Here is a 13,410-nt window from a genome sequence, read left to right on the forward strand (position 1 = left end):
CAAACCACGTCAGCTTCCATCTGCAACCTCAAAATAGTATTTTGAGCTGCCTTCGTCAGTTCTATCCACAACCTCAAAACGGTGTTTTGAGCAACCTGCGGCTCGCTTCCTAGTTTGCTCTTTGATTTTCATTGAGTATCAATCGATAAAAAATTAATGATTTGCTTTAAAGTCCGGGTCTTTTAGGCTTTGAACACTCGCATTGATCACTGCACCGATAATCAATATCTTGGCAATAATTATAAACCAGAACATCATGACAACAACGATGATGGAACTAAAAAATCGAACGTCGACTAGATAGTTAACATAATTGTTGAAATAAGCTGAAAAGATTGTTAATAGAGATATAAGAGTAAGAAGTACGAATAGACTTCCAGGAAGGACGTAACGAATACGACCGACTTTCACATTCGGAAGGAAATAATAGAGCATAATCAAGATCGCAAAAAGAAAGGCATAAATCAGCGGTCCTGTAAAATCCTGTAAATATGCAAATAGAGAACTTTCGGATTTCCAGTAGTTTTTTAACAGATCCAATAACATATGACCAAACATACTTAGGAATAGAGCAAGTGCAAATAGAATCTGTAATCCCAAACTAACCAGGAGACTCATCAGTTGATGGGAAATGAGCCCTCTATTTTTTGCAATTCCATAAGCTTTATTAAAAGATTTTTGGAGGAAATTCATGGATTTTGAGAAGGTCCAAAGGGCTGAGATCACTGCAAAGCTCAAGAGTCCAGCAGATGGTTGAGTCAGTACTTCTCGAGCAATCTTTGCTACTACATCATAGATCGTATCTGGTAAAAATTCCTTTAGTGTGATCAAGAAATCGGAGATTGGAATTTGAAAGTAAGGCAAGATATTGACAGCTATCATAAGTAAGGGGAAGATTGAAATCAACCAATAATAGGCCACAGCTACACTGGTTAATTCAATATCTGAAACACGATAGTAGTGCAAAAAAGCTTTCAATAAAGGCCTATTGGTTAGTTGTTTCCACAACTTTTTCATTGCATAATCCTCCACAATATTAACCTAAATCTTAATTTCTGCGAACTAATTCCATCATATCATAAGGTAGTGTGTTGGCTGCTTCTTTTAGAGAATAGGTTTCTAGATTGTTTACATTTTGTCGTAATTTTTTAGCATACTGGGCTGAGATGAGTTTTTGTTTTTCGTATTCAAAGATAGACTTACGTTCTAGATAGTAGCCTCTCAACATTTCATCGATGTTATTGGGTTTGATACGATTGATAACCCGTTCCACAAAGGCACCACTAGTAATATGACTAGTTTCACGGAGACGTGATTCCTGCATAAAGCTAATCAAGGAACTCTTATAAATCCCTTTCAGGTTTTCCAAACTTTCGATGATGATTTCAGTGTTGGCTAGGTAGAGCTCTGCAATCTGATCATAATCGATGGCTAATAGTCTTTGATTTCCCTTGTCTCTCCAAGAACGGAAGGTTTTTCCAAATGTGAGCAATTCATGAAGGAGAAAACGCACAATCCGGATAGAAACAAGGAAGTAGTAGGTTAGGCGAGAAGCAAAGTTTCGCTTAATATTGTTCTCCATGCTTTTCAAGTACCGTTGATAAACACGATAACCTCTTTCACCGATTTTGCCTTCTTCATAGGCCTGTTCCAAACCATCGTTCTCGATACTGAGAATCAAAAGTTTAAGAGCTTCCCAGTCTTCTTGGATTTCTTTGTTTTCTTGGCTGAGGATGAGATTTTCAATCCGTCCGTGATAATTATCGATAGCAGCATAGAGGGGAACCTTGTTTTTAGTATGTTCCAAATCTTTCTCTAATTCCATGGCAACATCGTTTAGGATAGCGATGTGCATGAGATGATCCTTAGATGGTTCTTGCTCTTCAGAAAGGTGTGGCAAGACCAATAATCCAGTAAGGAAACTGACCAAGGTTACACCGGCTACGAGGAAGAGAAGGAGCGGATATTCCTGCTCCAGATTAGAAGGTATCAAGAGGATGGTAGCAATAGAAACCGTTCCTTTAACTCCAGAAAATGTCAAGAGAAGCATATCTTTGACATATTTATGGAGGCTTTTTTTAAGTTTCTTTATTCGAAACGCGTAAAAGCCGTAAATCATGAGAAAGCGGATGACAAAGAGTAGGAAGGTTAAGAGGAAGATAGTGATGAGAAGGAGCACATTGTTATAAAAAGCACTCTTCAGAATTGGCTCCGCAATCATTTCCAGTTCCATTCCCAAAATAACAAAGACAGAACCATTAAGCATAAAGGTTACTGTGTGCCATACAGTCTCTGTAACAGTATCAACTTGGGCTTCAAGCAGATTTATTTTCTTGAAACGACTAGCTTTTAAAATACCAGCGACAACGACCGCAATAATTCCAGAAACATGAATCTCTTCAGCTATGAAAAAAGTCAAGAGAGGTAAACTAAGTTCCAATAAGAGCTCACTTGCGATATCTGTTGCACGGACACTGAGTAGAAAAGTATGGAGGAAGCGATTGATTAGGGCTGTTATAAAGCCGACTGCAAATCCTCCAACGATGGAAATGGCTAATGAGGTTCCAGCTTGGGTGAGCGAAAATGTTCCTGTTGTCCAAGCGATGAGAGCCATACGAAAGGCTACTAGTCCAGAAGCATCATTCAGAAGACCTTCCCCCTTTAGGATATTAGAAACCCGTTTCGGAAAGGAAAAACGTTGAGAAAGAGATGCGAAGGCGACTAGGTCAGTAGGACCTAAAGCAGCACCAACTGCTACGCAGGCGGCCAATGGAAGGCTCGCCCAAAGGACATGGGCGACTCCTCCCATGCTCAGAGCTGAGATAAAGATAACTGGAAAAATCAAAAAGAGGACAATCCGCCAGTGTTTTAGGATAGAAGTAATGTCTGCTTCTTGAGCCTCTCGGAATAGTAGCGGGCCAATGACTAAAGCTAGGAATAACTCAGTATCTAAATGATATTGGTTGTTGGGTAAACAAAGTCCAATTCCAATCCCTAACAAAATTTGAATCAGGGGCATGGGTAAAAAGGGAAGAAGTTTATTGGTCGTGCTAGAAACAATAAGAACTAGTAAAAATACTAAGAGATAAAAAAGTAAATCCATCTTCTACCTCCTTATTTTTGTTTGCGACAAGCTTCAAAAAGTTCCTTTTGTTCTTGGATTTTTTGATCAATCTTCGAGCAGTCCTTATGCTCGATTTTCTTCTGACAACGCTCCATTTCAAGTGAAATCATTTTTTTCTTGATTTTCAACATCTTCTTACTCATATGAACTTCATCTAACATACCAACTGCTCGTTCATGTTGGGTTGATTCAACGAATTTTTGTCGAAGACCTTCTATTTTATCTCGTAGGTATTGTTTATCCATGGCGATACCTTTCTAATTTTTCAATCATGACTAAAAACGGTGGATTGTTGATTTGGTTGAGAGTGCGATAGATCGTAGCAGTATATTCTTGTTGTGGTAAGTGACTGACAAAATCCATGACTGCATCCCGTTCGATATCTCCGCCTTCATGCCCGTAATAAATCATGATGGCTATTCGTCCACCTTTAACAAGCATTTGGCAAAGTTTATCCAGTGCTTCAATAGTTGTTTGAGGTTGGGTGATAATGCTTTTATCAGCTGAAGGAAGATAACCTAGATTAAAGATGGCAGCTTTCACCTCAGTTACAAACTGATCCACGGTTTCATGACCTTGTAGGATTAATTCTGCATTGGTCAAACCAGCTTCTTGTAGACGTTGGCTAGTCTTTTCTAGAGCTTGTTCCTGTATATCAAAAGCGTAGACTTGTTTAGCCAACTTGGCAAGAAAAAAGGTATCGTGGCCATTTCCCATGGTCGCATCAACGACAATATCCTCTTGGGTGATGACTTGGGCAAGAAAATCATGCGCCATTTCAAGTGGTCTTTTCATTCATAAACTCCTGTTTTACAGCCTTGCATCCTTGGACGCTACCGCGTCGTCTCATTTCAGCCTCAATGCTATTTAGAACTTCCCATTTATTGAGACTCCACATAGGACCAATCAACATATCCCTAGGCGCATCACCCGTAATCCGATGGATGACAATATGCTTGGGAATAATTTCTAGTTGGTCACAGATGACCTTGACATATTCATCCTGACTCATGAGCTGCAAACGACCTTCATGATAGTCGCGTTGCATTCGAGTGTTGGTCATGAGGTGAAGTAGGTGAAGCTTAATCCCTTGGATATCATTGTCCCTTACACAACGCCGAACGTTTTCCACCATCATTTCATGAGTTTCACCGGGCAAACCATTGATCAAATGGGCAACAATCTCGATCTTCGGATACTTCCGAAGTCGTTTGACCGTATCCACGTAGAGTTCATAGGAGTGGGCACGGTTAATCAATTCAGAAGTTTCTTCATAGGTAGTTTGTAAACCTAGTTCTACAGTAACATGCATTCGCTCTGATAATTCTGCCAAGTATTCGATAGTCTCATCAGGAAGACAGTCAGGTCGAGTCCCAATATTGATGCCAACTACACCTGGTTCGTTGATAGCTTGTTCATAGCGTTCGCGAATCACTTCTAGCTTTTCATGTGTATTGGTAAAATTTTGGAAGTAAACCAAATACTTTTTAACATCTGGCCACTTACGGTGCATAAAGTCAATTTCCTTATAGAATTGCTCGCGAATAGGAGCATCAGGAGCAACGATTGCATCTCCAGAACCAGAAACCGTACAAAAAGTACAACCTCCATGTGCTACAGTTCCATCGCGATTGGGACAATCAAAGCCAGCATCAATAGGAACTTTAAAAGTCTTTTCTCCAAATAAATTTCGATAGTAATCATTCAAGGTATTATAGGATTTCATAGCTAATATTATATCAGAAAAGACCCGCAAACTCAAAGTCAGCAAATAAGTGAGAGATATTGAAATGATTGGACAGAAAAAAATTTTTTAAAAAGCCTTTACAAAAAAATAAAAAGTGGTATAATTAAGTCACAAACAAGTGCAAACGTTTTCGTAAAACGTTTGCCTAATAAATATAAAAGGAGATTTGAATGATGAAAGATACATTCAAAAATGTCTTGTCTTTCGAATTTTGGCAGAAATTCGGTAAGGCTCTAATGGTGGTTATCGCTGTTATGCCAGCGGCTGGATTGATGATCTCAATCGGTAAGTCGCTTGCAATGATTGACCCAAACCTTGCCCCTCTAGTGATTACAGGAGGAATCCTTGAGCAAATCGGTTGGGGAGTTATCGGTAACCTTCATATTTTGTTTGCCCTAGCTATTGGAGGAAGCTGGGCTAAAGAACGCGCTGGTGGTGCTTTTGCTGCTGGTCTTGCCTTTATCCTAATCAACCGTATCACTGGTACCATCTTTAGTGTAAGCAGTGATATGTTGAAAGATCCTAACGCTATGGTATCAACACTCTTTGGTAACTCTATCAAGGTTGCTGATTATTTCATTAGCGTACTTGAAGCACCAGCCCTTAACATGGGGGTATTTGTAGGGATTATCTCAGGTTTTGTTGGAGCGACTGCTTTTAACAAATACTATAATTTCCGTAAACTTCCTGATGCACTTTCATTCTTTAACGGGAAACGTTTTGTACCGTTTGTAGTTATTCTTCGTTCAGCAATCGCTGCAATTCTTCTTTCAGCTTTCTGGCCAGTTGTTCAAACAGGTATCAACAACTTCGGTATCTGGATTGCTAATTCACAAGAAACAGCACCAGTTCTTGCACCATTCTTGTATGGTACTTTGGAACGCTTGCTCTTGCCATTTGGTCTTCACCATATGTTGACTATCCCAATGAACTATACAGCTCTTGGTGGTACTTACGATATTTTAACTGGTGCAGCAAAAGGCACTCAAGTATTTGGACAAGATCCACTTTGGCTTGCATGGGTAACAGACCTTGTAAACCTTAAAGGTACTGATGCTAGTCAATACCAAACATTGCTAGATACAGTTCATCCAGCTCGTTTCAAAGTTGGACAAATGATTGGTTCATTCGGTATTTTGATGGGTGTGGCTGCTGCTATTTACCGTAATGTTGAAGCAGACAAGAAACACCAATACAAAGGTATGATGATTGCGACAGCTCTTGCAACTTTCTTGACTGGTGTTACTGAGCCAATTGAATATATGTTCATGTTCGTTGCAACACCTCTTTACCTTGTCTACGCTGTTGTTCAAGGTGCTGCCTTTGCTATGGCTGATATTGTTCACCTTCGTGTGCACTCATTCGGTTCAATTGAATTCTTGACTCGTACTCCACTAGCTATCAATGCTGGTCTTGGTATGGATATCATTAACTTTATCTGGGTAACAGCACTATTTGCAGTTATCATGTACTTTATCGCCAACTTCATGATTCAAAAATTCAACTATGCTACTCCAGGACGTAACGGAAACTACGAAACTGCTGAAGGTTCATCAGAATCTGCTGCTTCTGGTGAGTCAAAAGTTGCAGAAGCTTCTCAAGCTGTTAACATCATTAACCTTCTTGGTGGACGTGCTAACATCGTTGATGTGGACGCATGTATGACTCGCCTTCGTGTTACTGTAAAAGACGCTGAAAAAGTTGGAACAGAGGAACAATGGAAAGCTGAAGGAGCTATGGGACTTGTCATGAAAGGACAAGGTGTCCAAGCTATCTACGGACCTAAAGCTGACGTTTTGAAATCAGATATCCAAGACCTTCTTGACTCAGGTGAAGTGATTCCTGAAACTCTTCCAAGTCAAATGGCAGCAGCTCAACAAGATGCTGTTGTATACAAAGGTGTGACTGAAGAAGTATACTCAGTTGCTGACGGTCAAGTGATTGAATTGGATCAAGTTAAGGATCCTGTATTCGCACAAAAAATGATGGGTGATGGATTTGCAGTAGAACCATCAAACGGAAACATTGTATCTCCAGTATCAGGTACTGTATCAAGTATCTTCCCAACTAAACACGCTCTTGGTCTTGTGACTGAAGCAGGCCTTGAAGTACTTGTTCACATTGGTTTGGACACAGTAAGTCTTGAAGGAAAACCATTTACAGTTCGTGTTACTGAAGGACAACAGGTTGCTGCTGGTGATCTTCTTGTCACAGCTGACTTGGGTGCTATCCGTGAAGCTGGTCGTGAAACTACAACTGTAGTTGTCTTCACAAATGGTGATGCGATCAAATCAGTTAAATTAGAAAAAACAGGTTCTCTTGCTGCTAAAACAGCAGTTGCAAAAGTAGAATTGTAATATTTAGGAGGTTGGAAGCTGTTTCCAACCTCTTGTTTAATAGGAGAAAAGCATGAAGTTTTTAACACTCAATACCCATAGTTGGATGGAAAAAGATCCTGAACAAAAGTTTCAACTTTTACTTCAAGATATACTTGAAAACAGTTATGATTTGATTTGTTTTCAAGAAATTAACCAGGAAATTACTTCAGCGCAAGTAGAAGCTGGTGCACTTTATCAGCCATTACCATCTGCTGAGCCGATTCATCAAGATCACTATGTTCGTCTCTTGGTAGAACACTTAGCTGAGCAAGGTCAAAACTATTATTGGACTTGGGCCTACAACCATATCGGTTATGATCGTTACCATGAAGGTGTTGCAATCCTATCTAAAACACCAATTGAAGCGCGTGAAATTTTGGTTTCAGATGTAGATGATCCGACAGATTACCACACTCGTCGAGTTGCTCTAGCAGAGACAGTAGTTGAAGGTAAAGAACTTGCAGTTGCCAGTGTCCATCTCTCTTGGTGGGATAAAGGCTTCCAAGAGGAATGGGCGCGCTTTGAAGCAGTTCTGAAAGAATTGAACAAGCCACTCTTGCTAGCAGGTGATTTTAATAATCCTGCAGGTCAAGAGGGCTACCAAGCTATTTTAGCTAGTCCACTAAACTTACAAGATGCATTTGAAGTTGCAAAAGAAAGAAGTGGTAGTTACACTGTTCCGCCTGAAATTGATGGTTGGAAGGGAAATAGCGAACCTCTTCGAATCGATTATATCTTTACAACAAAGGATGTGCAGGTAGAAAAACTTCACGTGGTCTTTGATGGTAAAAACAGTCCACAAGTTAGTGATCATTACGGTCTGCAAGCAACACTATCTTGGAAAGACTAAATAAGCTATTTTAGTAAAAACAATCAAGCCCCCTTCTACAAACAGAAGGGGGAATTTAATTTAAAGAGTTAATATAGTTAAAGTTTTTTATTGAATAACTTGTAAAAAAAGATAAAATCCTTTAAAATAAAAAGTGTTGGAGGAATTTATGATTGTAAATCAAATAAAGCGTATGATCCCGACGCTAAAGGTAAATAATAGAAATTTAAATGAGTTGTTTTATATTGAGACTTTGGGGATGAAACCCTTGCTTGAAGAGTCAGCATTCTTATCACTAGGAGACCAATCAGGTATTGAAAAGTTAGTTTTAGAAGAGTCACCAAGTATGAGGAGCCGTAAGGTTGAAGGGATTAAAAAATTAGCTAGATTACTTGTAAAGGTAGAGAAGCCATCTGAGATTGAAGCACTACTAGCTAGAATGGAAGAAATCCCTCAACTCTATAAAGGAAATAAGGGATATGCTTTTGAGGTTCTTTCTCCAGAAGGGGATTGTATTCTTATTCATGCCGAAGATGATATCAAGGATTTGAAAAAAGTTGAGGAAGAAGTCACTTTTTCAAAAGATGAGAAACTGAGATATTTGACAGCCTTTGAAATCTCGGTGGAAATTAACTTACCAGATAAGACATCAAGCCTACTTGATAAAGAAGAAATCGAAAACCGACTAGCTTTTAATCAATCTCAAGGGAGCGATTTACTGGTTGAAAATAATGTAACTTGGGACTTGTCTATGTTGAAATTTCAAGTAGAGAATTTGGATTTGCCTGTATTGCGTCAAAGATTTGAAGAAGCTGGTTACTTTATTCCAAAATCTGAGAAGTTTTTCCTAACTAAGGATACCAACAATATTGAATTGTGGTTTGAAGCAGTATGAAACAAAAAATCATTCAAAAAATAAAGCAACAAATTGAGGCGGGGATTTATCCTGGTGCCTCTTTTGCGTATTATCAGGATGGCGTTTGGTCTGACTGGTATCTAGGAGAAGCAAATCCAGAAACTGGTGAGCAGACTCGTGAGGGCTTGGTCTATGATTTGGCAAGTGTGAGCAAGGTCGTTGGAGTAGGAACGGTCTTAACCTTTTTGTGGAAGGAAGGCAAGATTGAGTTAGATAACTCCATAAGAGACTATCTTCCAGAAGTGGATTACCCAGTCATCACCATTCGACAACTCCTAACGCATGCAACGGATTTAGATCCTTTTATTCCTAATAGAGATCAGCTTTCAGCAGATCAGTTAAGAGAAGCTATGTTTCATCTGAATCGCCGAGAGAAGAGAGCCTTTCTATACTCAGATGTGCACTTTCTCTTACTAGGTTTTCTTTTAGAATCTTATTTTGAAAAGGACTTGGATCAGATTTTACAAGAGCAAGTGTTGAATCCATGGAAGATGAAGGAAACTCAGTTTGGTTCAGTTAACTGTGCTGTTCCAACGGTCCGTGGACAGAAAGCAGGAGTGGTCCATGATCCCAAGGCTCGTTTGCTTGGAAAACATGCAGGTAGTGCAGGCTTGTTTTCAACAGTTCATGATTTAAAAATCTTCTTAGAGCATTATTTGCAAGATGATTTTGCTGAAGGATTGAGTCAGAATTTTTCGGATCTGAGTGATAAAGAACGCTCATTGGCCTGGAATCTTGAAGGTGATTGGTTGGACCATACAGGTTATACTGGAACTTTTATCATGTGGAATCGACAGAAACAAGAGGCGGCAATCTTTTTATCTAACCGAACCTATGAGAAAGATGAGCGTGCTCAGTGGATATTGGATCGTAATCAGGTCATGGACTTGATTCGTGAAGCAGACTAGGGAGGGCTCATGTCTAAAGCGTTAAAAGGAACTATTTTTACAGTGATTGCAGGTATTGCCTGGGGCCTATCAGGGACTAGCGGTCAATACTTGATGGCTCATGGAATTTCTGCTCTTGTTTTAACCAATATCCGTTTGATTATTGCAGGACTCCTTTTGGTTCTTTTGTCCTATATCAAATCTAAGGAGCAATTCATAGCTTTTCTAAAAGATAAATCAAGCCTGTTTTCTCTCTTGCTATTTTCTTTATTTGGTCTTTTTCTAAATCAATTAGCTTATCTTTCAGCTATTCAGGAGACAAATGCTGGGACAGCGACAGTCCTCCAGTATGTCTGTCCAGTTGGAATCCTTGCTTACACTTGTATCAAGGATAAGGTGGCTCCGACGCTTTCAGAAATCATCTCTATGTTTTTAGCTATAGGTGGGACCTTTCTCATTGCAACCCATGGGCAATTGGATCAACTCTCGATGACTCCAGCTGGTCTATTTTGGGGTTTGTTCTCGGCCCTAACCTATGCTCTTTATATCATTTTACCCATAAAATTGATTCAAAAATGGGGGAGCATTTTGGTTATTGGTGTTGGAATGACCATCTCAGGTATACTAGCAGTACCTTTTACGGGGCTTATCGGGGCCAGTATTCCCATATCTTTTGATATCTTTCTAGCTTTTGCTGGTATCATTCTGATTGGAACGGTCTTTGCCTATACAGCCTTCCTCAAGGGAGCTAGTATGATAGGACCAGTCAAGTCTAGCCTTTTGGCTTCGATTGAGCCTATCTCGGCAGTATTTTTTGCCTTCATGATTATGGGGGATATCTTTTATCCTGTAGATTTTCTTGGTATGGCAATGATTTTACTAGCTGTGACTATCATTTCATTGAAGGATTTAATGCTTGAAAAGAAGCAACATTCTGTTTAATGGATTAAAACAGTCTTTGATAAGGCTGTTTTTTTAATCTTCTAGCAAGTTGATTCATATAACTTTAAGAATGAATGGTTATAATCAATTCATACATTTAAAGATAAGGAAGAAATATGAATTTGCTACAAAGTATTCATCCATCAAAACCTTTAAGATACTTAAAATGGTTCGATATCCTCATCATCACTGTTTTAATGTTTGGAGAGTTTATCATTCGTTCTACTCAACAATTTATGGAGAGTTTATAGCCCTCAACTCTTACTAGCGTCGCAGAAACTACGACAAATCTAGCAAGTGATGGGGCAGCTTATTCTAGTAATTTCAATTTTCAATTGATGATGTTAGGGATTACCTTCCTATATCTTGTGATTCGAAATTATGATTTTAAACAGCTTCCTATACATTGGAGCTGGTCTGTTTTAATTTGGGTACCCCTTATCTTTGCTGTAGTTGGTATCTTTGGTGATATCATTACAACTCTTAGCGGTGAGTATAATTATTTTAATCCTCAGTTGATCCCTTTTATAGACCCTATGGAAATCATTCGAAAATTCATGGCTTTAACGCCGATGGCGATTTGCTATGCTTTACTAAATGGTTTTTATGAAGAATTTTTCTTCCTAGGCTTACTGACTTCAGTAAAAGAAAAGCACAAGTGGTTAGCTCTAGTCTACTCGGTAATTATACGGATTTCTTTCCATACCTATCAAGGATTACTTTGGGCCTTGGTTATTGGGCTTGTTTATGGTCTCTTTTATTATTTCTTGTACAAATATGTAGTCAAGAATTTACTGCCATTTTTTCTCATGCATGCTCTTGCTGATATGTTTGGTTCCAGTCTCTTGTATCTTTTGATTGCTTGGGGAAATTAAGAAATCAAACTTTTTGACAACAGTCCAATGAGTCACTGTATCAAAGGCTTCTTGTTCATAAAAACGAGGTCGGGATTTTTGGTCCCGACCTCTCGTTGATTCTATATGGATTAGTCTTTGTTTTCGTATGGCAAGATCAAGTTTAGGATGATACCTGTCATAGCTGATAGGGCAGTACCTGAAAGGGTAACTGGTCCAAGTTTAAGGATAGCACCACCAAGTCCAAGCACCAACATAGCACTTGCGATGATAAGGTTGCGCATCTGACCGAAGTCAACACGTTCTTTGATCAAGACTTTCAAACCGTTACTTGCGATAACCCCGTAAAGAAGGATAGACATACCACCAAGTACAGAGTTTGGAATTGTTGAAATCAAAGCAGTAAATTTACCAAGGAAGCTAAGGGCAATTGCGATAAAGGCAGCGTTACGGATAACTGAGACAGAAGCGATACGAGTCATTCCGATAACCCCTGTATTTTCACCGTAGGTTGTATTTGCTGGTCCACCGAGGAAGGCAGAAACAGATGTTGCAATACCATCACCAAGAAGGGTACGGTGAAGACCTGGTTCTTTCAAGAATTGGCGTCCACAGATTTGACCTAGAACGGTGTGGTCTCCGATATGTTCAGAAATGGTTACGATTGCGATTGGTAGGATGGCAATTGTTTCAGGACCGAAGTATAGGTCGTATTGTTTGAAGGCACCACCTGTATTGAATGGTAGGTAGAAACCAGGGATTTCAAACCAGTTAGCTTCAAGAACAGGAGTGAAGTCAACCAATCCAAGTGCTAGGGCAAAGAGGTAACCACCGATAATGGCAAAAAGGAATGGGATGATTCGTAGGAAGCCTTTTCCTTTTGTATTGATAAAGGCAGCAATCAAGAAAGTAACAACGGCTACAAGAGCGTTTTTCCAGTTTCCGTCAGCTACAAGACCAGCGTTGGTAACAGCTGAACTAGCAAGTCCAAGACCGATAACAATGATCATAGGACCGATAATGATTGGAGGTAAGAGTTTGTCGATCCATTTTGTACCTGCAAAGCGAACACTTGCAGCAACAAGTACATAAACAAGACCAGTCAGGATAACCCCTGTCTGAGCAGCAGATACATCACCACCCATTTCTTTCATGGCAAGTGACATAGCTGTGATAAAGGCAAAAGAAGAACCCAGATAAACTGGAACTTTAAAGCCAGTAGAGATCATGTAAATGAGTGTTCCTACACCTGATGCAAAAAGGGCAACCGATACAGGCATTCCCAAGATCAAAGGTACCAAGATGGTTGCACCAAACATGGCGAATACGTGCTGGAAGCTAAGAAGAATTCCCTTTCCAGCTGAAGGACGTTGGTCAACGTCTAAAAGCAAATCAACAGTTGATTCCTGTTTCATATTAACCTCACTTTTGGGCATCAAAAAAGAGCCCATTATTTTATAGCAATAGGCTCCCAGAGTAAGACCTCTCTAAAACAAGACTCCTATATCAAGTTTTAAAGAGTTTTATATAGATCTGCGCCTTCGTCACCTCACGGGATGACATTAAAAACCTTTGCTTAGGATAGTATAGCAGAAAAAAATGATTTTGTAAATCATTTTTTCCTGAGCCTTGAAATGGGAAAGCGAGGTATGATTTTGTAAATCATTTTTTTCCGAGCCTTGAAATGAGAGAGCGAGGTATGATTTTGTAAATCATTTTTTCCTGAGCCTTGA

The 13,410-nt window shown here is 39.4% G+C and carries 11 protein-coding genes and 1 pseudogene; 6 read left to right on the plus strand and 6 right to left on the minus strand.

Features of this window, described 5'->3' with window-relative positions:
- Positions 1–153 precede the first annotated feature (153 nt).
- Genes HMPREF2795_RS03615 through HMPREF2795_RS03635 form a run of 5 tightly spaced genes read right to left on the minus strand, consistent with a single transcriptional unit; the run spans position 154 to position 4,850 of the window.
- Positions 154–1,017 carry a YihY/virulence factor BrkB family protein gene (locus HMPREF2795_RS03615; protein WP_000737724.1) on the minus strand — a complete coding sequence of 288 codons (864 nt, stop codon included), beginning with the start codon at positions 1,015–1,017 and terminating at the stop codon, positions 154–156.
- 31 nt (positions 1,018–1,048) lie between these two features.
- Positions 1,049–3,103: a cation:proton antiporter gene (locus tag HMPREF2795_RS03620; RefSeq protein ID WP_000364842.1), complete on the minus strand. Its 2,055-nt coding sequence runs from the start codon at positions 3,101–3,103 to the stop codon at positions 1,049–1,051.
- A gap of 11 nt (positions 3,104–3,114) precedes the next feature.
- On the minus strand, positions 3,115–3,369 hold the full coding sequence (locus HMPREF2795_RS03625; RefSeq protein WP_000361083.1) for a hypothetical protein: 255 nt from the start codon (positions 3,367–3,369) through the stop codon (positions 3,115–3,117).
- A complete protein-coding gene (locus HMPREF2795_RS03630; RefSeq protein ID WP_000828447.1) occupies positions 3,362–3,919 on the minus strand; it encodes a tRNA 5-(aminomethyl)-2-thiouridylate-methyltransferase MnmM in 558 nt (185 codons plus the stop codon). The genes HMPREF2795_RS03625 and HMPREF2795_RS03630 overlap by 8 nt, the downstream gene beginning before the upstream one ends.
- Positions 3,903–4,850 (minus strand): tRNA modification radical SAM protein MnmL/YtqA, encoded by a 948-nt coding sequence (locus HMPREF2795_RS03635; protein WP_000844482.1) that lies wholly within the window; start codon positions 4,848–4,850, stop codon positions 3,903–3,905. The genes HMPREF2795_RS03630 and HMPREF2795_RS03635 overlap by 17 nt, the downstream gene beginning before the upstream one ends.
- Before the next feature lie 191 nt (positions 4,851–5,041).
- On the opposite strand from HMPREF2795_RS03635, the gene HMPREF2795_RS03640 reads away from it, so the two are divergent.
- The 6 genes and pseudogenes from HMPREF2795_RS03640 to HMPREF2795_RS03665 all read left to right on the plus strand — a co-directional run bounded on the left by HMPREF2795_RS03640 (position 5,042) and on the right by HMPREF2795_RS03665 (position 11,698).
- Positions 5,042–7,228, plus strand: a complete 2,187-nt coding sequence (locus HMPREF2795_RS03640) for a PTS transporter subunit IIBC (protein WP_000974085.1) — start codon at positions 5,042–5,044, stop codon at positions 7,226–7,228.
- A 52-nt stretch (positions 7,229–7,280) separates the two neighbouring features.
- On the plus strand, positions 7,281–8,099 hold the full coding sequence (locus tag HMPREF2795_RS03645; RefSeq protein ID WP_000670816.1) for an endonuclease/exonuclease/phosphatase family protein: 819 nt from the start codon (positions 7,281–7,283) through the stop codon (positions 8,097–8,099).
- A 148-nt stretch (positions 8,100–8,247) separates the two neighbouring features.
- Entirely contained in the window at positions 8,248–8,973 is a 726-nt protein-coding gene (locus HMPREF2795_RS03650; RefSeq protein WP_075228247.1) for a CppA N-terminal domain-containing protein, read from the plus strand.
- Positions 8,970–9,902, plus strand: coding sequence for a serine hydrolase domain-containing protein (locus HMPREF2795_RS03655; protein WP_000810449.1), 933 nt, complete (start codon positions 8,970–8,972; stop codon positions 9,900–9,902). The genes HMPREF2795_RS03650 and HMPREF2795_RS03655 overlap by 4 nt, the downstream gene beginning before the upstream one ends.
- Positions 9,903–9,911: 9 nt before the next feature.
- Entirely contained in the window at positions 9,912–10,823 is a 912-nt protein-coding gene (locus tag HMPREF2795_RS03660) for a DMT family transporter (protein ID WP_000030342.1), read from the plus strand.
- Between the two features lie 116 nt (positions 10,824–10,939).
- Positions 10,940–11,698 (plus strand): annotated as a pseudogene (locus tag HMPREF2795_RS03665) (CPBP family intramembrane glutamic endopeptidase).
- A 110-nt stretch (positions 11,699–11,808) separates the two neighbouring features.
- On the opposite strand, the gene HMPREF2795_RS03670 reads toward HMPREF2795_RS03665, so the two are convergent.
- On the minus strand, positions 11,809–13,092 hold the full coding sequence (locus HMPREF2795_RS03670; RefSeq protein WP_007554578.1) for a uracil-xanthine permease family protein: 1,284 nt from the start codon (positions 13,090–13,092) through the stop codon (positions 11,809–11,811).
- Positions 13,093–13,410: the final 318 nt, after the last annotated feature.

The sequence above is a fragment of the Streptococcus sp. HMSC056C01 genome (genome assembly GCF_001811305.1).
Taxonomy (GTDB): domain Bacteria; phylum Bacillota; class Bacilli; order Lactobacillales; family Streptococcaceae; genus Streptococcus.

Coding starts and splice junctions, on each gene's coding strand:
- HMPREF2795_RS03645 (WP_000670816.1), top strand. CDS start 7,281: ATGAAGTTTTTAACACTCAATACCCATAGTTGGATGGAAAAAGATCCT.
- HMPREF2795_RS03655 (WP_000810449.1), top strand. CDS start 8,970: ATGAAACAAAAAATCATTCAAAAAATAAAGCAACAAATTGAGGCGGGG.
- HMPREF2795_RS03620 (WP_000364842.1), bottom strand. CDS start 3,103: ATGGATTTACTTTTTTATCTCTTAGTATTTTTACTAGTTCTTATTGTT.
- HMPREF2795_RS03640 (WP_000974085.1), top strand. CDS start 5,042: ATGATGAAAGATACATTCAAAAATGTCTTGTCTTTCGAATTTTGGCAG.
- HMPREF2795_RS03615 (WP_000737724.1), bottom strand. CDS start 1,017: ATGAAAAAGTTGTGGAAACAACTAACCAATAGGCCTTTATTGAAAGCT.
- HMPREF2795_RS03660 (WP_000030342.1), top strand. CDS start 9,912: ATGTCTAAAGCGTTAAAAGGAACTATTTTTACAGTGATTGCAGGTATT.
- HMPREF2795_RS03635 (WP_000844482.1), bottom strand. CDS start 4,850: ATGAAATCCTATAATACCTTGAATGATTACTATCGAAATTTATTTGGA.
- HMPREF2795_RS03630 (WP_000828447.1), bottom strand. CDS start 3,919: ATGAAAAGACCACTTGAAATGGCGCATGATTTTCTTGCCCAAGTCATC.
- HMPREF2795_RS03625 (WP_000361083.1), bottom strand. CDS start 3,369: ATGGATAAACAATACCTACGAGATAAAATAGAAGGTCTTCGACAAAAA.
- HMPREF2795_RS03670 (WP_007554578.1), bottom strand. CDS start 13,092: ATGAAACAGGAATCAACTGTTGATTTGCTTTTAGACGTTGACCAACGT.
- HMPREF2795_RS03650 (WP_075228247.1), top strand. CDS start 8,248: ATGATTGTAAATCAAATAAAGCGTATGATCCCGACGCTAAAGGTAAAT.